19 protein-coding genes, 1 tRNA gene and 1 pseudogene are annotated in these 24,005 nt (G+C 71.7%); 7 read left to right on the top strand and 14 right to left on the bottom strand.

Annotation, left to right across the window (positions count from 1 at the left end):
• Positions 1 to 45: 45 nt before the first annotated feature.
• A pseudogene (locus AB0E94_RS16905) lies at positions 46 to 858 on the top strand (MFS transporter); the annotation flags it as partial.
• 339 nt (positions 859 to 1,197) lie between these two features.
• Here the strand turns inward: AB0E94_RS16905 and hutH are convergent.
• From hutH to AB0E94_RS16875, 6 genes are read right to left on the bottom strand one after another with little or no spacing between them, the layout of a single operon-like run.
• Positions 1,198 to 2,778 carry a histidine ammonia-lyase gene (gene hutH / locus AB0E94_RS16900; RefSeq protein WP_360327022.1) on the bottom strand — a complete coding sequence of 527 codons (1,581 nt, stop codon included), beginning with the start codon at positions 2,776 to 2,778 and terminating at the stop codon, positions 1,198 to 1,200.
• Positions 2,775 to 3,962, bottom strand: coding sequence for an imidazolonepropionase (gene hutI / locus AB0E94_RS16895; RefSeq protein WP_360327020.1), 1,188 nt, complete (start codon positions 3,960 to 3,962; stop codon positions 2,775 to 2,777). Before hutI ends, hutH begins: the two co-directional genes overlap by 4 nt.
• Positions 3,959 to 5,371, bottom strand: a complete 1,413-nt coding sequence (locus AB0E94_RS16890; protein ID WP_360327018.1) for a formimidoylglutamate deiminase — start codon at positions 5,369 to 5,371, stop codon at positions 3,959 to 3,961. Before AB0E94_RS16890 ends, hutI begins: the two co-directional genes overlap by 4 nt.
• Positions 5,368 to 6,522 carry an allantoate amidohydrolase gene (locus AB0E94_RS16885; protein WP_360327016.1) on the bottom strand — a complete coding sequence of 385 codons (1,155 nt, stop codon included), beginning with the start codon at positions 6,520 to 6,522 and terminating at the stop codon, positions 5,368 to 5,370. The genes AB0E94_RS16890 and AB0E94_RS16885 overlap by 4 nt, the downstream gene beginning before the upstream one ends.
• Positions 6,519 to 8,150 (bottom strand): urocanate hydratase, encoded by a 1,632-nt coding sequence (gene hutU / locus AB0E94_RS16880; RefSeq protein WP_360327014.1) that lies wholly within the window; start codon positions 8,148 to 8,150, stop codon positions 6,519 to 6,521. Before hutU ends, AB0E94_RS16885 begins: the two co-directional genes overlap by 4 nt.
• 27 nt (positions 8,151 to 8,177) lie before the next feature.
• Positions 8,178 to 9,023, bottom strand: a complete 846-nt coding sequence (locus AB0E94_RS16875; RefSeq protein WP_360327012.1) for a MurR/RpiR family transcriptional regulator — start codon at positions 9,021 to 9,023, stop codon at positions 8,178 to 8,180.
• A gap of 165 nt (positions 9,024 to 9,188) precedes the next feature.
• Here AB0E94_RS16875 and AB0E94_RS16870 point away from each other — a divergent pair, with 165 nt between their 5' ends.
• Positions 9,189 to 10,022, top strand: a complete 834-nt coding sequence (locus AB0E94_RS16870) for an MOSC N-terminal beta barrel domain-containing protein (protein WP_360327010.1) — start codon at positions 9,189 to 9,191, stop codon at positions 10,020 to 10,022.
• Positions 10,023 to 10,065: 43 nt separating this feature from the next.
• Positions 10,066 to 11,010 carry an expansin EXLX1 family cellulose-binding protein gene (locus AB0E94_RS16865; RefSeq protein WP_360327009.1) on the top strand — a complete coding sequence of 315 codons (945 nt, stop codon included), beginning with the start codon at positions 10,066 to 10,068 and terminating at the stop codon, positions 11,008 to 11,010.
• Between the two features lie 81 nt (positions 11,011 to 11,091).
• Here the strand turns inward: AB0E94_RS16865 and AB0E94_RS16860 are convergent.
• The 4 genes from AB0E94_RS16860 to AB0E94_RS16845 form a co-directional block, all read right to left on the bottom strand.
• Positions 11,092 to 11,178: transfer RNA gene (locus AB0E94_RS16860), tRNA-Leu, on the bottom strand.
• 12 nt (positions 11,179 to 11,190) lie between these two features.
• Positions 11,191 to 12,141, bottom strand: a complete 951-nt coding sequence (locus AB0E94_RS16855) for a helix-turn-helix domain-containing protein (protein WP_360327008.1) — start codon at positions 12,139 to 12,141, stop codon at positions 11,191 to 11,193.
• Positions 12,142 to 12,341: 200 nt separating this feature from the next.
• Positions 12,342 to 12,818, bottom strand: coding sequence for a thioredoxin-dependent thiol peroxidase (gene bcp, locus AB0E94_RS16850; RefSeq protein WP_360327006.1), 477 nt, complete (start codon positions 12,816 to 12,818; stop codon positions 12,342 to 12,344).
• A 20-nt stretch (positions 12,819 to 12,838) separates the two neighbouring features.
• Positions 12,839 to 13,273, bottom strand: coding sequence for an S-adenosylmethionine decarboxylase (locus tag AB0E94_RS16845; RefSeq protein ID WP_360327005.1), 435 nt, complete (start codon positions 13,271 to 13,273; stop codon positions 12,839 to 12,841).
• Between the two features lie 268 nt (positions 13,274 to 13,541).
• Between AB0E94_RS16845 and AB0E94_RS16840 the strand changes: the two genes are divergently transcribed.
• Complete coding sequence (locus AB0E94_RS16840; protein ID WP_360327004.1) at positions 13,542 to 13,913, top strand: Asp23/Gls24 family envelope stress response protein; 372 nt, start codon at positions 13,542 to 13,544, stop codon at positions 13,911 to 13,913.
• Here the strand turns inward: AB0E94_RS16840 and AB0E94_RS16835 are convergent, their stop codons facing one another.
• The 4 genes from AB0E94_RS16835 to AB0E94_RS16820 form a co-directional block, all read right to left on the bottom strand.
• A complete protein-coding gene (locus tag AB0E94_RS16835; RefSeq protein WP_360327002.1) occupies positions 13,914 to 14,894 on the bottom strand; it encodes a hypothetical protein in 981 nt (326 codons plus the stop codon).
• Complete coding sequence (locus AB0E94_RS16830) at positions 14,891 to 15,613, bottom strand: thioredoxin domain-containing protein (RefSeq protein WP_360327000.1); 723 nt, start codon at positions 15,611 to 15,613, stop codon at positions 14,891 to 14,893. The genes AB0E94_RS16835 and AB0E94_RS16830 overlap by 4 nt, the downstream gene beginning before the upstream one ends.
• Complete coding sequence (locus AB0E94_RS16825; RefSeq protein WP_360326999.1) at positions 15,610 to 16,101, bottom strand: MauE/DoxX family redox-associated membrane protein; 492 nt, start codon at positions 16,099 to 16,101, stop codon at positions 15,610 to 15,612. The genes AB0E94_RS16830 and AB0E94_RS16825 overlap by 4 nt, the downstream gene beginning before the upstream one ends.
• An 89-nt stretch (positions 16,102 to 16,190) precedes the next feature.
• Positions 16,191 to 16,739, bottom strand: coding sequence for a sigma-70 family RNA polymerase sigma factor (locus tag AB0E94_RS16820; RefSeq protein WP_360326998.1), 549 nt, complete (start codon positions 16,737 to 16,739; stop codon positions 16,191 to 16,193).
• Positions 16,740 to 16,795: 56 nt separating this feature from the next.
• Between AB0E94_RS16820 and AB0E94_RS16815 the strand changes: the two genes are divergently transcribed.
• From AB0E94_RS16815 to AB0E94_RS16805, 3 genes are all read left to right on the top strand, one after another.
• Positions 16,796 to 18,472, top strand: a complete 1,677-nt coding sequence (locus tag AB0E94_RS16815; RefSeq protein ID WP_360326997.1) for a copper resistance protein CopC — start codon at positions 16,796 to 16,798, stop codon at positions 18,470 to 18,472.
• A gap of 144 nt (positions 18,473 to 18,616) precedes the next feature.
• Complete coding sequence (locus AB0E94_RS16810) at positions 18,617 to 22,792, top strand: hypothetical protein (RefSeq protein WP_360326995.1); 4,176 nt, start codon at positions 18,617 to 18,619, stop codon at positions 22,790 to 22,792.
• A gap of 83 nt (positions 22,793 to 22,875) precedes the next feature.
• Complete coding sequence (locus AB0E94_RS16805) at positions 22,876 to 23,943, top strand: winged helix DNA-binding domain-containing protein (protein WP_360326994.1); 1,068 nt, start codon at positions 22,876 to 22,878, stop codon at positions 23,941 to 23,943.
• The last annotated feature ends 62 nt before the right edge of the window (positions 23,944 to 24,005 follow it).

Genomic DNA, 24,005 nt, shown 5'->3' with positions numbered 1-24,005 from the left:
CCCGGAGCGGGCGCAACCACGCACCCGTCCGGAAGCGGTTCGGCGGTGCGATCGCCCGGAGCGGGCGCAACCACGCACCCGTCCGGAAGCGGTTCGGCGGTGCGATCGCCCGGAGCGGGCGCAACCACGCACCCGTCCGGAAGCGGTTCCGCGGTGCGATCGCCCGGAGCGGGCGCCACCGCGCGACCGTCTCGAGCGTCGCGGTCGCCGTCGCCGGGTCGATCAGCGGCTCAGGATGCTTCGGCGCAGCGTTCGCGGCGTGCCGGCCGGGGTCTCCGTGACGGATTGCGCCATCTCCGGACGAGCCGCCTGTTGATGGCCGTCCTGGCGGTGGACCTGGCCGCCATGGTTCTCGGTATGCCGGTGGTGCTCTTCCCGGAGCTGGCCTCGCACACCTACGGCGACCCGCCTGGCGGCGGTCCCGTGCTGGGCCTGTTCTATGCCGCCTACCCCGCGGGGGTGATCATGTCCGGGCTCTTCTCCGGCACGTTCACCCGGGTTCGCCGCCCCGGGCGGACGATGGCCGCCGCCGCGATCGCCTGGGGCGCCACAGTGGTGGTCCTGGGCCTGACTACCCACCTGTGGGTGGCGCTGGCCGCCCTGGTGCTCGGTGGCGCGGTCAATTTCGTGCTCAGCACCCATCGCAACACGATCACCCAGGCGCACACCGACGATGCCCTGCTCGGCCGGGTCCAGGGCCTGCTCACCGTGGTCCTGACCGGCGGCCCCCAACTGGCCAACCTGCTGCACGGAGCCGCCGGCGCCGTGATCGGCCCACGCCCGGCGATCATCGCCGGCGGCCTGCTCACGGTGGCTGCGGTGGTGGCCACCCTCCGCGCTGTCCCGCAGTTGAGCACCGTGGAACAGACCAGGCAGCCGACCGCCTCCCGCCCGGCTCCGGACTCCGCCGAACAGACCAGGCGGCCGGCCGCCTCTCGGCCGGCTCCGGACTCCGCCGAACAGACCAGGCAGCCAGCGGCCTCTCGCCTGGCTCCGGGCTCCGCCGAACAGACCAGGCGGGCGGCGGCCTCTCGCCCGGCTCCGGGGCCCGCTGAACAGACCGGTAGCGGTTCCGCCGCACAGACCGGCAGCGGTTCGAAGCCCGGCGGCGTCGAACTGCGGCCTGCCCTCCTGGGCGCTACGGCGCCGTCCCGGGCGGAGCAGGCCGGGCGGCCGGCTCCTGACCCGGGCACTCCGTCAGCGGAGGGGGCCGACCGCAGCCTCGATGGAAGCGCGCAGGGCCGGGCCGGAGACGACCGCGCGGGCCTGTTCCAGGACCGGGGCCAGGAACACGTCCGGGCCGGGCTCACCGGCGAACGGGGCGACCGCGGCCAGGGCGGCCCGACCGGCGGCCGACGGTGTCAGCGGGGCACGTAGTTGCAGGCCACGGACGGCGGAGAGCAGTTCGACAGCGAGGAGGCTGGTGAGGTTGTCCAGGACGGTGCGCAGCTTCTTCGCGGCGGCCCAGCCCATCGATACGTGGTCCTCCTGCATGCCGCTGGTCGGCAGTGAGTCCACCGATGCGGGCGACGCGAGCCGGCGGTTCTCGGCGACGATCCCGGCCGCGGTGTATTGGGCGATCATCAGCCCCGAGTTGACGCCGGCGTCCGGCGACAGGAAAGGCGGCAGTTCCCGGGATCGGGTGACGTCGAGGAGCCGGTCGACCCGGCGTTCGGCGATGGCCCCCACCTCGGCGGCCGCGATGGCCAGGAAGTCGGCCGCGAAACCGAGCGGCGCCCCGTGGAAGTTTCCGGTCGACTCGACCCGGCCGTCCGGCAGCACGACCGGGTTGTCCACCACCGACACGAGCTCCCGCCCGCTGGTCGTGATGACGAAGTCGAGGGTGTCCCGGGCCGCGCCGGCCACCTGCGGGGCGCAGCGCATGGAGTATGCGTCCTGCACGGCATGTGCCAGGTCGTCGCGGTGCGAGTCCATGATCGCCGAGCCCTGTAGCAGCCGGTGGATGTTCGCGGCCGAGGCGGCCTGCCCCGGGTGCGGCCGGATGTCGTGCAGTTCGGGCAGGAATGGCCGGTCCGATCCGAGCATCGCCTCGATGGCCAGCGCCGCGGTCACGTCGGCCATGGTGAACAGGTGGCGGGCGTCAGCGATCGCCAGCAGCAGCATGCCGAGCATGCCGTCGGTGCCGTTGATCAGCGCCAGCCCCTCCTTGGCGGCCAGGTCGAGCGGGTGCAGACCGGCGCCGCGCAGCGCCTCGGCGCCGGCGACCCGCGAGCCGTCCTTGCCGAGCACCCAGCCTTCGCCGAGCAGCACGAGAGCGCAGTGGGCGAGCGGCGCCAGGTCGCCGGACGCGCCGAGCGACCCGTGTTCCGGCACCCACGGCGTGATGTCGTGGTTGAGCAGGTCGACGAGACCCTGGGCGAGGACCGGCCGGACCCCGGACCGGCCGAGCGCCAGCGACCGGACCCGCAGCAGCATCATGGCCCGCACCACCTCGCGGGGCATGGGCGCGCCGATGCCGGCGGCGTGCGAGCGGATCAGCGCGTGCTGTAGTTCGGCACGGCGGGCCGGTTCGATGGAGGTGCTGGCGAGGGCGCCGAACCCGGTGGAGACGCCGTACACGGGACGGCCGGACGCTTCGATGCCGTCGACGATGGCCCGGCTGGCGGCCATGGCCTCGACGGCTTCGGGGGAGATCTCCACGCGGACGCCGCTGCCGGCGCCGCCGAGGTCGGCAGCGGAGGAATCGGAGGCTCCGGAACGGGCGACGGCGACGACGTCGGCCGCGGAGACGCCAGTGGATTGGACGGTGACGATCATTGCAGCACTCCGTTGTGCAGGACGGAACGGATCAGGGGGACACCGGGCCGGTAGGCCAGGTGCAGGTGGGACGGCGCGTCGAGAACGATCAGGTCGGCGCGGGCGCCGACCGTGATCCGGCCGACGTCGTCCCGGCGCAGCGCGTGGGCGCCGCCGGCGGTCGCCGCCCACACCGCCTCGGCCGGGGTCATCCGCATCTCGCGGACGGCGAGGGCGATACAGAACGGCATCGAGGAGGTGTAGGACGACCCCGGGTTGCAGTCGGTGGCCAGTGCCACGGTGATCCCGGCGTCGAGGAGCCGCCGCGCGTCCGGGTAGGGCGAGCGGGTGGAGAACTCGGCCCCCGGCAGCAGGGTGGCCACCGTGGTGGAGTGGCCGCCGTCGGCGCACATGCAGTCGATCGCGGTGGAGGCGAGCACATCCACGTCGGCGTCGTCGAGGTGGGTGCAGTGGTCGACGCTTGCCGCACCCATCTCGACGGCGAGCCGCACCCCGGGGCCGGGACCGAGCTGGTTGCCGTGCACCCGCAGGCCCAGTCCGGCGGCCTGCCCGGCGGCGAGGATGGTGCGCGACTGGTCCTCGTCGAAGGCGCCGCGTTCGCAGAAGACGTCGATCCATTTGGCGTACGGGCGGGCGGCCGCGAGCATCGGGCCGGTGACCATCGCGACGTACTTCCACGGGTCGCCGGCGTGTTCGGCCGGTACCACGTGCGCGCCGAGGAAAGTGGTCTCGCTGGTCAGTTCCGAGGCGATCCGCAGCGAGCGAGCCTCGTCGTCGACGTTCAGGCCGTAACCGCTCTTGATCTCGACGGTGGTGGTGCCCTGCCGGCGCATCTCAGTGACCAGCCGGGCGGTGGCCCGGCGCAGTTCGTCGTCGCCGGCCGCACGGGTCGCGCCGACCGTGGTGCGGATGCCGCCGCCGGTGTAAGGCTCCCCGGCCATCCGGGCCGCGAACTCGGCTGCCCGGTCACCGGCGAAGACGAGGTGCGCGTGGCTGTCGACGAATCCGGGCAGCACCGCGGCGCCGTCCACGTCGAGGATGTCGTCGGCGGCCGGCGCGCGGCTGGCCGGGCCGACCCAGGTGATCCGATCGTTCTCGGTCACCACCGCCATGTCCCGGGCCAGCCCGAGACGGCGGTCACTGTTGGTGACCAGCTCACCGATGTTGGTGACGAGCAGGCTCATGACGGACCGTCCAGGACCGGCGAACCGGCGGGGGAGAGGGCAGGGCCAGCGGAACGAGCGGGGCCGGCGGACGAGGAGGCGGGGCCGGCGGACGAGGAGGCGGGGCTGGGAGAAGGCACGGGCGTGCGGGTGGCGAGCGCTTGGGCCAGTTCGCGGGAGACGTCGACCAGGGTGTGCACGCCGTCGGCGACGATCCGCCGGCCACCGGAGATCACGTGCGTCACGTCGGCGGCGGTGGCGGCAAGGATCGCCTGGTCCGGGCGGGCGCCCGCGGTCCGTACCGTGGAAAGGGAGATCGCCACCAGATCGGCCCGCATGCCCGGCGCGATGACGCCCGCATCGTCCCAGCCGAGGGCCGCATGAGCGGCCGCCGCGGTCACCAGCGACGCGGCCGGGAAATGGCCGCGGCTCTCACTGGCCAGCCGCTCGTTCATCTCCAGCCCGCGGAGCTCCTCGAACGGGTCGATCACCGCATGGCTGTCGCTGCCCAGGCTGAGCGGCACCCCGGCGTCGGCGAGCCGCCGGGCCGGACCGATGCCGTCGGCCAGATCACGTTCGGTGGTGGGGCAGAAACAGACCCCGGCGCCGCTGTCGCCGAGCAGTTTGACGTCACCGTCGGTGAGGTGGGTGGCGTGCACGGCGGTGGTGCCGGGCCCGAGGACACCATGCCGGTCGAGCAGTTCGGTGGGCGTGCAGCCGTGCACGGCCCGGCACTGTTCGTTCTCGGCGCGCTGCTCGGAGAGGTGCACATGCAACGGGGCACGGCCGGCCAGTTCGGCCAGTTGGTCGGCGGGCACCGCCCGTACCGAATGGATCGCCGCCCCGATGAGCGAGTGCGGCCCGCCGCGGAGGCCGGCCACCCGGGACGCCCACGCGAGGGCGTCGCCGTCGCCGAACCGTTCCTGAACGCCCTGCAGGGGCGTCCCGTCCACACCGCCGGTGAGGTAGAGCGTGTCGAGCAGGGTGATCCGGATGCCGGCCTCGTCGGCGGCCTGGATCAGGGCGGCGCCCATCGCGTTCGGGTCGGCGTACCGGACCCCGCCCGGCGCGTGGTGCAGGTAGTGGAACTCGCCGACGCAGGTGATCCCGGCCAGCGCCATCTCGGCGTAGACGGCCCGCGCCAGCGCCAGATAGCTGTCCGGGTCGAGGGCCGCGGCGACCGCGTACATCTGCTCCCGCCATGTCCAGAAACTGCCCCGGCCGCTGTGCGTGCGACCGCGCAGCGCCCGGTGGAAGGCGTGCGAGTGGGCGTTCGCAAGGCCGGGCAGCACCAGGCCGGGCAGTGGCTCGCCCTCGGCCGGCGAGCCGGGTGTGACCGCGGTGAACCGGCCGTTCTCGATCTCGATCCGCACGTCCTCGGCGACACCGTCGCCGACCCAGGCGTACCGCGCGTGGAAGACCGACCTCATGAGAGGTCCTCCAGCACCGTGGCCAGGGCTTCGATGCCGGCTTCGCAGTCGGCGTCGCTGGCGTGTTCGGCCGGGGAGTGCGAGACACCCGTCGGGTTACGGACGAACAGCATCGCCGTCGGCACGTGCGCGGACAGCACCCCGGCGTCGTGCCCGGCGCCGGTGGGCAGGATCGGCGCGTCGTCGAGCAGGGCGCTCAGCCGGGTGGCCAGCGTGCTGTCGAAGGACACCTCCGCGGTCACCGACTCGGGAGTGACCGACAGCGTGGTGCCGTCCCGTCCGGCCCGTTCGGTCGCGGTCTTCACCACCGTGTCGACGAGCTGGTCGAGGGTCGCGGTGTCGGCGGCGCGGGCGTCGAGCCAGCCACGCACCAGCGACGGGATGGCATTGGTGGCGTTCGGTTCGACCTGGACCCGGCCGACGGTGGCGTGCGCCCCGGACAGGCGGGCCTCCTCGTTCGCCGCGAGCACGGTGTACGCGAAGGTCAGCATCGGATCGTGCCGGTCGGTCATCCGGGTGGTGCCGGCATGATCACCGACGCCCGCGAAGTCCATCCGCCAGCGGCCGTGCGGCCAGATCGCGCTGGCCACCCCGACCGGCCGCTGCAGCGCGACACCCTGTTCGATGTGCAATTCAACGACCGCGGCCATGTCGGCAACCTGTGCCATCCGCCCGGCCGGCCGGGCACCGAGCGCCTCGCCGAACGAGATGCCGTCACGATCGGTCAGCGCAGCGGCACGAGACGGGTCCATGACCCCGGTCAAAAGCCGCGACCCCAGGCACGGTACGCCGAAACGCCCGCCCTCCTCCTCGACGAAGGCCGCGATCCCGATCTTCCGGTCCGCCGGCACCCGGTCCACGGCGAGGAACGCGCTGACGATCCCCAGCGGGCCGTCATAACCGCCCCCGTGTGGCACCGAGTCGAAGTGCGACCCGGTCAGCACGGTTCCCGGCGCCCACGGCTCACCACGCCACGCGAACAGGTTCCCGTTCCCGTCCTCGGTGACCGTCATGTCCCGTTGGGCGGCCTGCCCGCGGAACCAGTCGCGCAGCGTCAGTTCCGGCTCGGTCAGCGCGAACCGCAGATAACCACCGCTGTCGGCCCGCCCGATCGGCGCGATCTCGGCCCACAGCTTGGCGAACTCACTCATCGGGCCATCGGGATCTGCACGCCACCGGCCGAGTGCGACTCGTATCCGGCGTCCACGTGCCGCAGCACACCCATCGCCGGGTCGTTGGTCAGGACCCGCTCGAGCTTCTGCCCGGCCAGCGCGGTGCCGTCGGCGACACACACCTGCCCGGCGTGGATGCTGCGCCCGATGCCCACTCCACCGCCATGGTGAATGGACACCCAGCTCGCCCCGGACGCGGTGTTGACCAGCGCGTTCAGGAGCGGCCAGTCGGCGATCGCGTCGGAGCCGTCGAGCATCGCCTCGGTCTCCCGGTACGGCGACGCCACCGAACCGGCGTCCAGATGGTCCCGGCCGATCACGATCGGCGCGCTCACCTCACCGCGCGCCACCATGTCGTTGAACCGGACACCCGCCTTGTCCCGCTCGCCGTAACCGAGCCAGCAGATCCGCGACGGCAGCCCCTGGAAGGCGACCCGTTCGCCGGCCATCCGGATCCACCGGGCCAGCGGGTCGTTGTCCGGGAACAGCTCGAGCACGGCCCGGTCGGTGGCGGCGATGTCGGCCGGGTCACCGGAGAGCGCCGCCCACCGGAACGGGCCCTTGCCTTCGGCGAACAGCGGCCTGATGTACGCCGGCACGAACCCGGGGAAGTCGAAGGCCCGCTCGTACCCGGCGAATTTCGCCTCACCCCGGATCGAGTTGCCGTAGTCGAACACCTCGGCCCCGGCGTCCTGGAACCCGACCATCGCCTCGACCTGCTTGGCCATGCTGACGCGGGACCGGTCGGTGAACTCCTCCGGCTTGGTCCGCGCGTACTCGGCCATGTCGGCGAGTTCGACGCCGACCGGCAGGTAGCTGAGCGGGTCGTGGGCGCTGGTCTGGTCGGTGACGATGTCGATCGCGACACCGTTCGCCAGCAGCGTCGGGAACACCTCGGCGGCGTTGCCGACCACACCCACCGACAGGGCCTTGCGCTCCGTCTTGGCCTTCAGCGCGACCGACACGGCCTCGTCGAGCGAGTCGGCGATCACGTCCAGGTAGCGGGTGTCGACGCGGCGCTGGAGCCGGGTCCGGTCCACGTCCACGATCAGGCAGACGCCGCCGTTCATGGTCACCGCGAGCGGCTGCGCGCCGCCCATGCCACCACAGCCGCCGGTCAGAGTCAGTGTCCCGGCCAGGTCCCCGCCGTACTTCTTGGCGGCGACCGCGGCGAACGTCTCATAGGTGCCCTGGAGGATGCCCTGCGTGCCGATGTAGATCCACGAGCCGGCGGTCATCTGGCCGTACATGGTCAGGCCCAGCTGCTCCAGCCGGCGGAACTCCGGCCAGGTCGCCCAGTCGCCGACCAGGTTCGAGTTCGCGATCAGCACCCGCGGCGCCCACTCGTGGGTGCGCAGCACACCGACCGGCTTGCCGGACTGCACGAGCAGCGTCTCGTCGCCTTTCAGCGCGTCCAGCTCACGCACGATCGCGTGGAACGACGGCCAGTCCCGCGCCGCCTTGCCGGTGCCGCCGTAGACGACCAGATCCTGCGGCCTTTCGGCCACCTCCGGGTCGAGGTTGTTCATCAGCATCCGCTTGGCGGCCTCTTGCGGCCAACCCTGTGCGGTGTACGCCGTGCCGCGCGGCGCCCGGATCTCGGACATCCTCGTCTCCTCCACTGGGGCCAGAACTCAAGCCAGGAAAATGTGTCGCCGGGCGGCGGTGGCCTCGAACTCCTCGAGCCGCTGCTGCACCGGCTCCGGGGCCGCGTCGCACATCGCCTGCAACAGCACCATGGCCATCGCCATCGGCCCGGTGTGCAGGTCGAACACGAGCTGGGTGCCGACCGCGGCGGGCAGCACCACGTCGGCGTGCTCGGCCACCGGGCTGACCGCCGAGTCGGTGATCGCGACCACCGACAGTCCGGCCGCCCGTGCCTCGCGGACGGCCTCCACCGACTCGCGCGGATAGCGGGGGAGCACGATGGCCAGCATCGCACCGGCGCCGTCCGCGCGGGCCTGATCGAGCCGGTCCAGCAGGCTGGTCCCACCGCCGTCGAGCACCCGCACGCCGGGGAACACCTTGGCGGCGAAATACCCGAAGTACGCCGCCAGCGGCGCCGCCGCCCGCAGGCCCAGGACCGGCAGGGGACGGCTCCCGATCAGGAGGGCGGCCGCCCGGCGTACGTCATCGGGGTCGTGCAGTTGATCCGCCAGCCGCCGCAGGTGCTCGGTCTCGGCATGCACCGCGCGCTGCATCGCGTTGCGCGCCGCCGGCTCGGCCGGCGCGTCGTCGGTGCGGACCCGCAGCTCCCGCCGCAGCGCCGGATAGCCGGAGTAACCGAGCGCCATCGCGAACCGGGTCACCGACGGCTGGCTGACCCCGGCGAGCTCGGCCACCTCGGCGGCGGACAGGTAGGCCGCCTTCGCCGCGTGCTCGACCAGGCTGTGCGCGATGCGTCGCTGGGTGGGGGTGAGGCGCGCGCCCTGAAAGAGATCCAGCACCCGCCCGGCCGCTTTGACCGCTCCGTCATTCACCTAGTCAGCTTATGCATAAATTCTTTCAGAAAACCAGACTTCGTGTCCGTTCAACGCCCGACCGGGGCACGCCGGCTCCCGGAGCACGCGATCACCCCGGGCGCGCCGATATCGGCCGATCGCTATTCAGCTGCTGTTCAGCGGCACTGTGGCAGGCTTGCTGACATGCGGATCGGTTCGCTCCACACGTACCCGGTCAAGGGATGTCACCGCCTTGACCACGACGAAGCCGTCGTCGAACCATGGGGCCTGGCAGCCGACCGCCGCTGGATGATCGTCGATGCCGACGGTGTCGGCATCACCCAGCGCGAAACCACCGTCCTCACCCAGCTGACCGCCCGCCCACACCCCGGCGGCCTCCATCTGAGCGCACCCGGCATGCCCGACATCGACGTGCCCGAGCCCGCCGACGCGCCCAAGATCCAGGTTCGGATCTTCCGGGCCAAGCCACCCGTCCCCGCCCGCATCGCCGACACCACCTGGGTCAGCGCCTTCCTCGGCCGAGACGCCCGCCTGATCTGGCAGGCCGACCCCACCACCCGCATCGTGTCCGGCTCCGCCCAGCCCGACGACCGCGTCAGCCTCGCCGACGGCTACCCCGTCCTGCTCGCCAACACCGCCTCCCTCGACGCTGTCAACGACTGGCTCCTCGAGTCCGGCGACGACCCGGTCCCCATCCACCGCTTCCGCCCCAACCTCGTCGTCACCGGCGCGCCCGCCTGGGCCGAGGACGACTGGATCGGTCATCGCCTGCGCATCGGCGACCTCGCCTTCCGCGTCGCCAAGGCCTGCGCCAGATGCCGCGTCACCACCGTCGACCAGGAAACCGGCGAAACCGGGCGCCAGCCACTGCACGTCCTCGGCCGCCACCGCCGCATCGACGGCGGCCTCCTCTTCGCCGTCAACCTCATCCCCGACCTCACCGCCGGCCAGACCGGCCGCATCCGAGTGGGTGACCAGGTCACCGTGGAGGGTGAGCCAGCCTTAGGAGAGTCTTAGAAGATTTGCCCCCACCCCCGCCGGGCGACCAGGATGCCAGGTCGTGAGCGCTCATCGATCCCCGTTCAGTGCCCGATGGCTCGCCGCCGGCGGCGCCGCCGTCCTCGCCGGCATCCTCGGCGTCGCCATGCTCCTGACGAACGGCGGATCGGCCTGCGCCGCTCCACCGAGCACCACCCAGAAATCCGGCAAGGCCACCTTCTACGACCTCGCCGGCGCCTCCGGAAACTGCTCGTTCGAGGTGCCCGCCGACGACCTCTACGTCGCGCTCGGCCCGTCCGAGTACTCCGAGGGCGCGTCCTGCGGCGCCTACCTCGACGTCACCGGCCCCAAGGGCAAGGTCCGCGTGAAGGTCTTCGACTCCTGCCCCGAGTGCCCCGCCGGCCACATCGACCTGAGCCGCACCGCGTTCAAGAAGATCGGCAACGAGATCGACGGCATCATCCCGATCAAGTACAAGCTGGTGACGAACCCGGCCACCCCCGCCGGCATCAGCGTGCGGATCAAGGAGGGCGCCTCCCAGTACTGGTTCGCGGCGCGCATCGACAACCACGCGAACCTGCTCTCGAAGGTCCAGGTCGCCAGCGGCAGCGGCAGCTTCAAGACGGCCCACCGCACCGACTACAACTACTGGCTCATCGACGCCGGGGCCGGCCCCGGACCCTTCAAGATCAAAATCACCGATGTGTACGGCAACACGGCCACCGTCTCCGGCATAAAGATGTCCCCCGGCGCCGTCCAGAAGACGAGCGCCCGCATCACCGGCGGCTCGACAACGGTGACCAGCGCCGAAAAGGCCACCACCCCCACGGCGAAGGCCACCACGTCCCCGGCCGCCAAGACCGCGAAGTCCGCAGCCCCCACCGCGTCGGCGACCACAACGCCCCCGCTGACGGAGTCCGCCACGGCCCCGAGCGCCGACCCCACCGCCGCCGACCAGCCCTTGGTGGACCTGGCCGCCGCCGAAGGCGCCCCATCATCCTGCTGACCAGCCGCGCGACCTGACCAGCCGCGCGACCTGACTCGCAGCACGACAAAGCGGCCCGGCGTATGCCGGGCCGCTTTTGTTTGGTGCGGAAGAGGGGACTTGAACCCCTACGCCCTCACGGGCACGGGTACCTAAAACCCGCGCGTATGCCTATTTCGCCACTCCCGCCCGATTTGCCCGTCAAGGCAAAGCGTTGTGAAGAGTGTAATCGGTCGGATGTCTCTCCCGCGCACTGCTCGCGGCCGATCTGGCCGCGGCGGTGTTCAATCCGGCCTCTCGGAGGATGTTCTCCACCGTGGATGCCGAGACCGTGATCGGTACTGATGGCCTTGACCGGAGGGCGGCGGCTACTTTGCGCGGGCCCAATGTGGGGTTCGCCACCGCGAACGCGGCGATTTCGGTGCGGGTGGCGGCGGGGATCCGGGGTTTTCGTGGCGCTTGAGCCGGCGCCAGCGTCCCGGTGTTCTGCCACCGCCGCATCAACGTGTACACGTGGCCGGCATTGCAGCCCAGGGCCCGTCCGGCGTCGGCGACCGACAGGTCCTTCCGGGCGACCCGGCGGATCACATCGATCCGGCTCTCCTCGGTGACCGGTCCGGATGGCTCCGCGGGGGTCACCGGATCGCCCCGCTCGTCGACCCGGACCACCGCGATCCGATAGCGGGGCCGGTTGCGGCCGGCGTAGTTCGCGGTCTGGCTGTGACAGTTCGGGCAGAGGAACCGGAGATTCTCCGCCTGGCAGTTCCAGAACCGGCCGTCGATGTGGTCGACCTGCAGGGTCAGCGATCGGCCGTTCCAGTTGCCGTCGATGCCGCACTCGGCGCAGAGATACGGCCGGCCGGTCTCCTCCAGCGCCCGGCGCAGCAGGGTCGGCGCCTGCCGCTTGGATTCGGGTGGGCGCTCGATCAGGATCTCCTCCGGTCGGCGGCGGCGCGGGCTGCGTGTGCCCCGGGCGTGAGCGGACCCCAGGAAATGCGAGGTGTCGATGCCGAGCTGGGTGATCCGCCGGCGCAGGTGGGCGTGTGATCCGCCGTTGAGGCGGAGGCCGAGGTGACGCAGGACGCCCGCCATCGAGGTCGAAGCGGCGACCGCCTCTGTCAACATGTCGCGTGTGTACTTGGCGTACGTCATGGTGACTAATGTACAGAGGCGGAGAACGTGCACGGCGGCCGCCTTGCGGGTTGGTACCGCATGACGACCGCCGTGAGTCCGGGTTCCGCTTGCCGGGGGAGGTTCCTCCTCACCATCGGCCGGGGCTGCCCGGAGTTAGGGCTTTTCCGCTGACGTTTCGACCAGTGAGACGGATGGCGTTTCGGCCGGTGGGACGATGGTCAGTCGAGGCCCAGGTCGCGGCGCAGTTTGGCGACGTGGCCGGTGGCCTTGACGTTGTAGAGCGCGCGTTCGATCGCCCCGTTCTCGTCGATGACGAAGGTGGAGCGGATCACTCCGGTGACGGTCTTGCCGTACAGCTGCTTCTCGCCGAAGGCGCCGTAGGCGGTGAGGACGCTCTTGTCCTCGTCGCTGACGAGCGGGAACGTGATCGCGTCGTGCTCCCGGAACTTGGCGAGCTTGGCCGGCTTGTCGGGGGAGATGCCGACGACCTCGTATCCGGCGGCCTTCAGCGAGGCCAGGTTGTCGCGGAAGTCGCAGGCCTGCTTGGTGCAGCCGGGCGTCATGGCGGCCGGGTAGGCGTACAGCACGACCTTGCGCCCGCGCAGGTCCTTGAGCGAGAGGCTGTCGCCGGTGTCGGTGGGGAGGGTGAAGTCGGGCGCGGCGTCGCCGGCGCTGAGACGCACGTTGTCTGTCATGGAACCGACGATAGTGCGGGTCATCCGGGGATTCGTTGTGTGCTCCACAGTTCGCGGGCGGCGGTGAGGTCGCGGGGCCATTCCTCACCGCGGCGGGTGAAGGTGTGCTCGGTGATCTCGTAGTCGCCGACGAGCCGGTGGAATTCGTCGAGCACGTCGGCTTCGCGGAACGGTTTGCAGGAGAAGATGTTCACGAAGATCTCGCGCAGGTGCGGGTAGGTGTGGATGGCCGCGTGTGATTCGGCGAGGATGACGACGGCTGATTTCCCGGCTTTCTCGGGCGGGCCGTTCTCGGTCGCCACCAGCGGCCCGGCGATGACCGTCATGCCGATGCGGTCGACCAGCTCACGCATGAACCGGGTGAGGGCCGCGTCGTCGTCGAGGAGCCGGGTCTCGGTTATGCCGGAGAGCCGGAGGGTGAGTTCGTCCCCGTAATGGTCGATAGCATTGGACATAACTGAACGTTAGCAATTGTTCACGCCCCGTGTCCGTAATCGTTCATGCCAATAATCGGGCCCCGTGGATTCCGTTTCGCGGGCCTTTCGGAAACCGGTTTTCGGGTGATCCGAATGCCGCTCGGGAACGGAAACGGCACCGTTCGGCAGGGTGTTCTGCGCGCCGAGTGACAGCCTTCGCGAGAATTTCACGGACACCGGGATGGCCGGGATGCGCCGAGCGTGAGTACGCTGCGCGGCACAGGCGTCGAGAGTGGAGATCAGCGCGATGAGCGAGGCTACGGACGGCACGACCCAGCCGGGCACCACCACGGTTTCCAGCGAGGTCGTCGAGAAGATCACGGTCGCGGCGGCGAAGTCCGTCCCGGGTGTGGCGGAGCTGGGCGGTGACGTGGCCCGCTTCTTCAACAGCGTTCTCGACAAGGTCGGTCTGGACCAGGTCGGTGACGGCAGCCGTGGTGTCACCGCGAAGGTGACCGGCAGCGACGTGACGGTGAACGTGGTGCTGGTCCTGGAGGCCGGCCGGGTGGTGGCCGAGGTCACCGCGGCGGTTCAGCAGGCGGTGACCGCGGCGCTCCAGGGTTACGGCCTGAACGTGCTGGCCGTGAACGTCAACGTGGACGACATCGCCGGAGTCTGATCAAGAGCCCTGGGCGACGGGCGACGGGGTCGCGGCGCGGAGGCGTAGGACGCCGGTGAGGGCGAGACCGGCGCCCACGCCGATGGCGCACGCCACCGCGACCCGCGGGAACCACGCCGGCCCGGCCGCCGGGACGACAGCGGCGAAGAACACGTCGGCGCTGCCGAACCCGGCGAACGCGGCCAGGATGAAACCCGACAGCGTCAGGTAGAACGGCGGGCTCCGCCAGATCGCCGCGCAGGCGAGCAGCCCGGCCAGGATCGGCACGGGCGCCCAGCCGGCGCCGTCCAGTGCGGTCGTCACCACGTACCCCAAGGTGATTGATCCACCCAGGAAGGCGAGCGGACCCGCGGACCTGGGCCACCGCCGGGCGAGAATGGCGACGGTGAGGCCCAGCAGGGCCGAACCGAGCCACCAGGCCCAGGCCGCCGGGGGTGGCTCGTAGTCGAGCGTGCCCTGGATCTCGAAGGTGCGGACCTGGTCGCGCAGCGGAACCGACCATTCCCGCAGGCGGTGCGGCCGGCCGGGAGCGGCGGTGACCTCGGGCGGCGGCGCCGGTTCGGTCCAGCGGGTGCGCTGGTCGTGCCAGCGGACCGTGGTGTCGCCGGAGACGCGGCGCCAGGTGGGCGCGGTGGTCGGATCGGCGGCGGGTGGGATCGGGGTCTCGCCGCCGAGGGTCTGATTGATGTACGTGGCCGGCGAGCCGGCGTTCTCGTAGGTGCCGTCCGGCCGGATTTCGAGGTACGGCTCGCCGGAGTACCCGAGGACCTCGATGGTGCGCCCGCTGTCGTTGCTGAGTTCGAGTCGTGCCCCACCTTCGACGACACGGACGGTGAGCCCGTCGAGGGGGTTGCTGAGCCCGCTGACGGTGACCCGGTAGTCGCTGACCGACGTGGTGTCGCCGGCGTGGGCGGACGCGGGGGTGGCCGGCACGAGGATCGCGCCGGCCACCGCCAGGATCGTGCTGAGGAGTCGCCTCACCCGGCTGCCTTGTCGATGGCCTCGGTGAGCGCCTCGGTGGTGGGGTTGTCGACCTGCTGCCCGGCGACGAGGATCGTCGGGGTGCCGGTGTAGTTCCGCTTGGTGAACGTCTCGGTCGCCTGGGTGGCCCACGCCTTGTAGGTTCCCTCGTTCACCGCGTTGGTGAAAGTGTCGCCGGTGATGCCGACCGAGGCGGCCAGCTCGATGATCCTGGCGTTGCTGAGCCCGTCGGAGTTCTCCTCCGGCCGGTTGGCGTAGAGCACGTCGTGCAGCTCGGTGAACTTGCCGGCCTCGGCGGCGGCCGCGGACGCGGCGGCGGCACGGGTGGAGTACTCGGTGCCGTTGGAGAACCGGTCGAGGATCGCCACCGGGTGGAACCGGAGGGTGATCCTCCCGGAGCCGGCGAGCTGTTTGAGCGTGGGTGCGCTGGCGGTCTCGAAGCTTCCGCAGGCCGGGCACATGAAGTCCTCGTAGACGTCGACGACGACCGGGCCGGTGCCGACGGCGAACGCGGTGCCCTCGTCGACGGCGACGCTCGGGGTGACGAGCCGGCCCTCGTCCTGCCCGTTGAGCGTGGTGTAGCCGATCAGGCCGGCCACGAAGAGGACCAGAACCACTGCCACCGAGGTCCAGAGGGTCACCGTGCGACGGCGCTCGGCGGCTTTCTGGTCGGCGACGATCTGCCGCGCCTTGGCGGCGCGATCCTTACCTTTGCTCATTTTTCCCCCAGCAGTACGCCGTCGAATGAGAACCGGGTACGGGGCCGCCACACCAGGAGCCCGGAGAGTGCCAGGAACGCCAGGTCGCGCAGGATGTCGATGCCGTACGCCGTGCTCTCGCCCTGACCGAGCGCGCCGCCGTCGCTGAAACAGCCGCAGTCGATCCGCAGGCCGCGAGCCCACGCCGAGGCGATGCCGGCGATGAAGACCACCATCAGCACCGCCGAGATGGCGGCGGTGAGCCGGGTCGACAGGCCGATCAGCAGAAGCAGGCCGAGCGCGATCTCCAGGAACGGCTGGACCGCGCCGACCACCTGGGCGGTGTCGTAGGACATCACCTGGTAGGCGTGCACGGCCCGGGCCGAGGCGGCCAGGTCACCGACCTTGAGAGCCCCGGCGATCAGCCAGACCACCCCGAGGACGACGCGTGCCGCCGTGCCGATCCACGGCCAGGCGACCGCCATCCGGGTCTGCCGTGAGGTTTCCATGGTCACCTTGGGTTAGTCGGGGTCCGTTCCGCGTGAGTTCCCCGACCATCGTGATCCGCAGCTTCTTCACAGAACCAGGGCAGGAAGTCCTAACTCGCCCGGGCCTGTGTCACCGCGTCCATGAGCTCGTCGCGGGCGCGGGCCACGCGGGAGCGGATGGTGCCGACCGGAACGGACTCGACCTCGGCTGCCTCCGCGTATGACAAACCGAGCACCTGGGTGAGAAGAAACGCGGTCCGCCGGTCCTCGCTGAGCCGGCTGAGCAGGTCGTTGCTGCTGAGCCGGTGCGCCGGGTCGGGCGACGGCGACTCGACGACGGCCTGCGCGGCGAGCCGGGCGTCGAGCCGGCGGCGGCGCACCACCGACCGCAGGTGGTCGGCGCAGGCGCGGCGGGCGATGCCGAGCAGCCAGGTCCGCACACTGGACCGGCCCTCGAAGCTGTGCAGCGCCCGGAACGCCCGCAGGAACGTCTCCTGGGTGAGGTCGTCGGCGACGCCCGGGTCGACCAGCGCGGCGGTGAATCGCCAGACCTCGGCCTGGGTGGCGCGCACGAACGCGGCCTGCGCCGCCCGGTCGCCGTCGCGGGCGGCCAGGGCCAGCGCGGTGGTCTCGTCCGTTTCTCCGTCGCCTGCCGTCACGAGGCGTCATGGTACGCGCTCAGGCAATGCGAGTGGCGATCTGGAACCATGCAGGGATGCCAGTCATGACCATGGACCGACGCCGGGTGACAACTGCGCTGGTCGGGCTGTTGATCGGACTTTTCGGGTCGCTGCTGGCCGCCGCTCCGGCGAGCGCGCACGCGGCCCTGGTCGGCAGTGACCCGGCCGCGAACTCGGTCGTGCCCGACGCGCCCAACCGGGTGACGCTGAAGTTCAGCGAGTCGGTCCAGCTGATCTCCGGCAAGATCCAGGTGCTCGCGCCGGACGGTTCCCGCGCCGATCAGGGCGATCCGGCCGTCAACGGCGCCGAGGTGACGATCCCGCTGCGGTCCGGCGGCGAACGCGGCACGTATCTGGTCACCTACCGCGTGACCTCGGCCGACAGCCACCCGGTGGCGGGCACGATCACCTATTCGGTGGGCGCGGCGTCGACGCCTCCGGCGGCCGACGCGGATGCGGACGTCACGGTTGATCCGGTGGTCAAGGCCCTGATCCCGGTCGGAAAATATCTGGGGTACGCCGGACTGGTGCTCCTGGTCGGCCCGGTGCTGGTGCTGGCGCTGCTGTGGCCGCACCGGCTGGACCGTCGCGGCCCCGGCCGGGTGGTCTGGACCGGTATCGGGCTGGTCGCCGGCAGCACCCTGCTCGGACTGTGGCTCCAGGCGCCGTACACGCTCGGCACCGGCCTGTTCGAAGTGACTGTGAGTGACATCCGTGACGTGCTGGGCAGCACCTTCGGCGCGGTCATGCTGGTGCGTCTGGGCGTGGTGGTGGCCGCCGCGTTCCTGTTGCGCCCGCTGCTCGACGGCCCCGGTGGCGGCGAGTCGAGACTGGACCTGGCACTGCTCGGCGTGCTCGGCGTGGCAGCCCTGGCGACCTGGCCGTTGACAGGTCATCCGACGGCTTCGCCGGTGGCCGGGGTGTCGGTTGTGATCGATGCCCTGCACCTGGCCGCGATGGCCGTATGGGTGGGCGGTCTGGTGATGCTCTTCGGGTTCCTGCTGCCGAAGGCGACCGGCCGCGAGCTCGGCGCGATCCTGCCGATCTGGTCACGCTGGGCGATGACCGCGGTGGGCGTGTTGGTCTTCGCCGGGGTGGTGCAGGCGCTGATCGAGGTGTCCGACCTCGACGGGCTGCTCAACAGCACGTACGGGCGGATGATCCTCGCCAAGATCGGTCTGGCGGCGCTGGTGATCGGGGTCGCGGCGTTCTCCCGCAAGCTGGTCGGCAAGCTGGTCGGGGAGCGGGCCGACGACGACTCGCCGGGCCCGCTGCGCCGGATCGTCGCGGCCGAGCTGGCGATCATCGCGGTCATCCTCGGCGTGACGTCGTTCCTGGTGCAGGAGCCGCCGCCACGGACCGCGCAGGCCGCCGAGACCGGGCCGATCAGCACCACGGTCGCGCAGACGATCTCCTCGAAGAACATGTCGCTGCAGGTGAGCATCTTCCCGGCGACGGTCGGCAACAATTCGATCCACCTGTACGCGTACACGCTCGACAGCAAGCCGCTGCCGGTCGTGGAGTGGAAGGCGACCGCCTCGCTGCCGGCCAAGGGGATCGAGGCGATCGAGATCCCGCTGTTGCGGATCACCGACTCCCACGCGATCGGCGACATCGGGCTGCCGCAGGCGGGTGAGTGGACGTTCAAGTTCACCGCCCGGACCAGCGAGATCGACCAGGACACGCTGACCATGACCGCCAAGATCTCCTGACTCGACGCGTTCGGCGAGGCCCGGCCCCGGTGGGGGTTCGGGCCTCGTTTCATATCTATCGGGGAACGCGTGCCGATTTGACCACTTTGGGGTTATTTGCGTCTGTATGGTGCGCGAGGTAGGGCCCGGGAAGGGGGAGAGAAGATGCGGGTGTTCCGCACGATCCTCGGCATGGTGTTACTGACCGTCGGACTACCCACGCTGCTCGGCGGCGGCGGGTTGTGGGCGGTCATGCAGCATCGCGATCCCGGCGGCGCGTTCAGCGGCGAGCTCCAGCGGCTCACCGTCCCCGGATACGCCGTCGTCGTCCCCGACATCGGCAAACTCCTGGGGGACGACGCCCCGTTCGCCCGGATCGGCGACACCCAGCTGCGCCTCTCCGCGGCCACCGTCGACGGCCGGGCCTTCCTCGGCCTCGCCCCGTCCGACCAGGTCGCCCGATACCTCGCCGGCGTCCCGCACACCGAGATCGACGCGATCGACATCGGGACCGGCCTGCTGCCGGTCACCACCTCCCGCGTCGGCGGCCGGCACGCCCCCACCGGAACCCCCGCCGAACAGGACTTCTGGACCGCCAGCGGCCCCGGCCAGATCAGCCTCACCCCCGGCCGGCTCACCGACCGCCCGTACAGCCTGGTCCTGATGAATCCCGGCGGCGCTCCCGTCCTCCGGCTCGCCGTGATCGCCGAGGTCCGCCCCGGCTGGCTCAACACCACCACCTGGGGCCTGCTCACCCTCGGCACCCTGCTGGTGATGGCCGGCGTCATCGTGCTGGCCTGGCCGGGCCGCCGCCGGGAGATCGTCTACGTCGTCGAACCCAGCCAGGTCCCCGAACTCATGCACGCCATCGGCGCACCCCTGCCCCTGCCCAGCGGCGTCGCCTACTTCTCCGGCGTCCGCAACGGCGGCGCCCACCGCCCACGCACCCTCGCCGACGTCCGGTCCCGCCCGCCGGCGCTCCCGCAATTCGCCTGGCCACCGAACGCCCAGGCCACAGTTCCCGAACTCCCCGCAGGCGAGCCGGTCACCCTTTCCACCGCAACCCTCGACCCGACCCCCGGCAGCGGTACGCCCACCGCCCCCACTTTCGACGACGACGACGATCGGCCCGGCCCCGGCTATCCCCAGCGCCGCACCGCCGTCGGCACCCTCACCGCCCCGGCCGTCCCCCTGCCCGGCGCCACCACTCCCGCTGCCGCCCCGTCCGCCACGACGACGGCCGGCGCGCCTCCCGCTCCGTCGGCCGGCTCACGTGGCACTGTGTCCGGCCCGTCCGCCGGCGTTTCGTCCACCGCGATCGCGGCTGGTCCGACGGCCGACCCGGCCGGCGCTCCCGCTGGGGCTCGCGCGCCGTCGGCCGGCCTGGCCGGGGCTCCCGCTGGGGCTCGCACGCCGTCGGCCGGCCTGGCCGGGGCTTCCGCCGGGGCTCGCACGCCGGCGCCCGGTCAGCCGTTGAGCATGCTGGGTGAGACCTCCGCGCTCGCCGGGCTCCAAGCCGGTCAGGTCCCGGCCCGACGCGGTGAACGCCGCCCGCAGTCCGCAGCCGACGTGCCGCAGTTCCAGGCCACCGCGGTCGGCGCGTGGGTGGCCGCGACGGCCCCCGAACGGGCCCGGCAGACCGAGGCCCGAGCCGCCGCCCGCCTGGCCGAGGCCGCCCGCCGCAACGCCGGCAAGTTCGCACCCACCCAGCCCGGCAGCCGCAACAAGTCAGCCAACGTCCGCATCCCGATCGCCGCCCCCCGCCGCGACGACGGCGAGGTCCCCACCCAGACCCCCTCCCCAGAGACGAAGAACACACCCACCCCGCAGCCCGCAGACCACAAGCTGGCGGACAGTCAGACCACGCCCACCCGCCAGGCCCTGCCCACGCGCCAGACCCCGCCCACCCGCCAGACCACGCCCGCCACCCGGGAGACCGCCGCGGCACCTCAGCCGGAACCGGCCGTCCCGGCAATCACCGGCCAGAACGCCGCGGCAACTCCCGAGGCCGCCGCGGTGACTCCGGCGGAGGCGACTCCCGGGGCCGCCGTGGTGACTCCGGCGGAGGCAACCCCCGAGGCCGCCGTGGTGACTCCGGCTGAGGCCACGGCGGCAACCTCCGAGCAGACGGTCGCGGCAACGCCCGAGCAGACTGCGGCGGAGATCGCTGTGGGGATTCCGGCGAAGGTGATCTCGGACAACCCGGCCGGCCCCGCCGGTGAAGCGGCGTCCGGCCGGAAGACCCGCGCCAACGAACCGCCGGCGACCAGGTTCGCCCTGCACACCGGCCCGGCGGTCACCGACTGGACCGCGACCGCGATCAGCCGTATCGGTCCAGCCCTCGAGCCCGTTCCGGCGGCAGCTTCCGGTGCGGTTCGCGGTCCCGACCCGACGGCTGGTTCTCGTTCGGTTCCCGGCTCTGAAACAGCGACGACCGATTCCCGCTCGGCTGCCGGCCGCGCGACGGCGGCCGCAGGCACCAGCTCGGCACCGGATTCCGAGACGGTGACTGAGGTTCCTCGTCCGGCGTCAGGTCCCGCGGCGACGGCGGCTTCTCGGTCGGATTCCGGTCTCGTAACAGCGACGGCGGCTTCTCGGTCGGATTCCGGTCCCGTGACGGCGACGGCGGCTTCTCGGTCGGATTCCGGTCCCGTGACGACGACGGCGGCTTCTTGTTCGGTTCCCGGGCCTGGTTCGGCCCCGGCCACCGGTTCCCGTCCGGCGCAGCGTCCGTCGCCGAAGCCGGCCAAGGGAAACCGTCCGCCGGCCGCCGCCGAATTCGAGACCAGGAACCGGAACGCCCCCCAGCCTCCGCCGCAGAAGAGGCCCGAACCTGAAAAGGACCAGAGATCCGCCCCGTCCGACAAATCGCCCATCGGTGCGCCACCGGAGTGGCCGCTCCCGGGCGAACCCGCCGAGAAGGCCCCGGCCGAGCAGTCCCAGAAAGCTGTGGCTGGGCCGGTGCAGGCGGAGAATCCTGCGGTCGAGCCGGCAGTGACGGCAAAAGCCGCGATTGCGACGGTGGCGGCCGGGTCGGGGGTGGCTGGAACGGTCCCGGTTGGAACGGTCACGGTTGGAACCGTCACGGTTGGAACCGTCACGGCTGGAACCGTCACGGCTGGAACAGTCCCGGTTGGAACCGTCACGGCTGGAACGGTCCCTGTTGGAACGGTCCCGGCTGGAAAGGACCGGGCTGGAAAGGCCCCGGCCGAGACGGCGAAGCCTGAGAAGGCGGGATCGAAGGCGGCCGGAGAGGACCCGGCCGGGCAGCCGGCAACCGGACCTGGCGAGACCGCGGCTGGAATCGTTGCGGGCGGGTCGGCAGCGAAGGTTTCGGCACTGAAGGACAGCCCGGCCGGAACCGGCCACTCGTCGATCCACGCCGTGGAAGCCGCGAGTCCGGTCCGGTCCGAGCCTGCCGCAGGCGTCCCGGTAGCGAGCGGATCGCCTGAGTCGACTCCAAAGATGCCCGACCCCAGCGGACCGCGGCGATCAGTGCACACGGTGGAGGCGCAGGGGCTCGGCGCGCTGCCGAAGAAGCCGTCTCCGGTCCCCACCCGCGTCAGCGTCGCACCCGCCCAGGGCCTTCCGGTCGGAGAACCCGCAGCTCCGAGTAGGTCCGCCGGCCCGATCGCAGACCCGGTTCCGACCGGGAAAGTGGCCGCGGGCAGGGCCTCCGGCGGGGAAGCGGCAGCGGGACCGGTCACTGGTCCGGAGAAGCCGGGCCGGGGCGACGGCAACGAGACCGGCCGAGCCCGGAAGAGCGCCGGAGCCGGGAACGCCGGCGACGGCCTGCTGGCCCGGGCGCAGGGACGGGTCGGCAGCAAGACGGTTCCGGCTCGCCCGGCTCCGACAGCACGGCGTGCCCCGGCGGCCTGGATCAAGGCGGCAGAGAGAGCGGCGGAGAGGGCCACGGAGAGGGCCACGGAGAAGGCCACGGAGAGGGCCGCGGAAAAGGCCACGGAGAAGGCCGCGGAATCAGTGGCCGCGCGCACCGGCCAAGCCGGCGGCGGAACGGCAGCCGGCGGTGGCCAGGCCGGCGGTGGCCGATCCGATGGCGGCCGATCCGGTGGCGGCCGATCCGATAGCGGCCGTTCCGGTGGCGGTCAGGCTGCGGGCGGGGCGGCGGAGGGCGTACCACAGAAGGCGGTTTCCGGTCATGGCGCGGGTAACCGGCCGCTCAGTTACCGGGAGGAAGCCGCCGAGTTGCTCGCCGCGGCGGCGGGCAGCGAACCCCGCCGCCGGCGGACGGTGGCCGGACAGAACCGCTCGAAGACCGAACCCGCCGGCGGCGGGCGGAAGAACAGCAAGTCCGCCGAGACCGAGGAACCGAAGGCTTGAGAAGGAGGCGGGCCGTCCCGGAAGGGGCGGCCCGTCTCGCTTTGCGGTCAGGAAGTGGCCGCAAAGAGCTCTACCGTCGAGGCATGACAGTCCTCTCCACGCGTGTCCTGAACCGCACCTATCTGCGGCGTCAGCTGCTTGCCGAGCGGGTTCCGCGGTCGGCTGAAGAGATCGTCGGGCAGCTGGTGGCGGTTCAGGGGCAGGAGTCGGATTCGCCCTATGTGGGGCTGTGGGCACGGTCGTCGGGGTTCGCCATCGGGGAGCTGACCGGGCTGCTGCACGACCGGACAGTGGTGCGCAGCGCGCTTCTCCGCGGCACCCAGCATCTGTGCGCCGGTGCGGACTACGCCTGGCTGCGGCCGACGCTGCAACCGGCCCTGGAACGGATGGCGGGGCGGGCCGGGCGGCTGGGCGGCTGTGATCCGGAGGCGTTCGACACGGCCGGGCGGGAGATCATGGCGGAGGGGCCGATGACCCGTCCGGAGCTCGCCCGGCGGCTGGCGGCACGGTTTCCGGAGGCGGACCTCGGGGAGCTGGCTCTCGTCGTACACCTGCGATTTGCTCTCCTGCATCCGCCGCCGGCCGGGACCTGGGGGCATCGCGGAAGGATCGCCTGCGTCCCCGCCGAGGACTGGCTGCGGCGGCCGCTGGCCGGGCCGAACGCGGAGACGCTGGTGTTGCGGTATCTGGCCGCGTTCGGGCCGGCGTCGGTGAAGGACGTCCAGGTCTGGTCGGGTCTGACCCGCATGGCGGAGCTGTTCCGGACGTTGCGGCCGCGGCTGCGGGTCTTCCGCGACGAGAACGGCATCGAGTTGTACGACGTCCCGCACGCGCCGATCGAGGATGCCGGCGCCCCTGCCCCGGTGGTGTTGCTCCCCGAGTTCGACAACGCGGTTCTGGGGCACGCGGACCGGTCGAGAATCCTGCATCCGGGTGACCGGCCGCTGGTGATGCCGGGCTGGTCGATCGTGCGGCCGACGGTGCTGGTGGACGGCTTCGTGGCGGCCACCTGGTCCCGGACGGGCCCGGAGGTGGAGATCGCCCCGTTCCGCCCGCTGGCCGCCGCGGACCGGTCGGCGGTGGAGGCCGAAGCGGAGCGGCTGGTGGGTTTCGTGGCGCCGGGGGAGCGGGCGCGGATCCGGTGGGCATGAAAGAGCCCTCCGCGCTGCCGACACGGAGGGCCCTTTACCGGGGGGAACGGAGTAACCGAAGG

It is taken from the genome of Actinoplanes sp. NPDC026670 (assembly GCF_040638175.1).
Classification (GTDB): domain Bacteria; phylum Actinomycetota; class Actinomycetes; order Mycobacteriales; family Micromonosporaceae; genus Actinoplanes.
The sequence above is the reverse complement of the archived record's forward strand: the minus strand, read 5'-3'. Positions and strand labels throughout refer to the sequence as shown.

Coding starts and splice junctions, on each gene's coding strand:
- hutH (WP_360327022.1), bottom strand. CDS start 2,778: ATGATCGTCACCGTCCAATCCACTGGCGTCTCCGCGGCCGACGTCGTC.
- hutI (WP_360327020.1), bottom strand. CDS start 3,962: ATGAGCCTGCTCGTCACCAACATCGGTGAGCTGGTCACCAACAGTGAC.
- AB0E94_RS16890 (WP_360327018.1), bottom strand. CDS start 5,371: ATGAGGTCGGTCTTCCACGCGCGGTACGCCTGGGTCGGCGACGGTGTC.
- AB0E94_RS16885 (WP_360327016.1), bottom strand. CDS start 6,522: ATGAGTGAGTTCGCCAAGCTGTGGGCCGAGATCGCGCCGATCGGGCGG.
- hutU (WP_360327014.1), bottom strand. CDS start 8,150: ATGTCCGAGATCCGGGCGCCGCGCGGCACGGCGTACACCGCACAGGGT.
- AB0E94_RS16870 (WP_360327010.1), top strand. CDS start 9,189: ATGCGGATCGGTTCGCTCCACACGTACCCGGTCAAGGGATGTCACCGC.
- AB0E94_RS16855 (WP_360327008.1), bottom strand. CDS start 12,141: ATGACGTACGCCAAGTACACACGCGACATGTTGACAGAGGCGGTCGCC.
- bcp (WP_360327006.1), bottom strand. CDS start 12,818: ATGACAGACAACGTGCGTCTCAGCGCCGGCGACGCCGCGCCCGACTTC.
- AB0E94_RS16845 (WP_360327005.1), bottom strand. CDS start 13,273: ATGTCCAATGCTATCGACCATTACGGGGACGAACTCACCCTCCGGCTC.
- AB0E94_RS16840 (WP_360327004.1), top strand. CDS start 13,542: ATGAGCGAGGCTACGGACGGCACGACCCAGCCGGGCACCACCACGGTT.
- AB0E94_RS16830 (WP_360327000.1), bottom strand. CDS start 15,613: ATGAGCAAAGGTAAGGATCGCGCCGCCAAGGCGCGGCAGATCGTCGCC.
- AB0E94_RS16825 (WP_360326999.1), bottom strand. CDS start 16,101: ATGGAAACCTCACGGCAGACCCGGATGGCGGTCGCCTGGCCGTGGATC.
- AB0E94_RS16815 (WP_360326997.1), top strand. CDS start 16,796: ATGCCAGTCATGACCATGGACCGACGCCGGGTGACAACTGCGCTGGTC.
- AB0E94_RS16810 (WP_360326995.1), top strand. CDS start 18,617: ATGCGGGTGTTCCGCACGATCCTCGGCATGGTGTTACTGACCGTCGGA.
- AB0E94_RS16805 (WP_360326994.1), top strand. CDS start 22,876: ATGACAGTCCTCTCCACGCGTGTCCTGAACCGCACCTATCTGCGGCGT.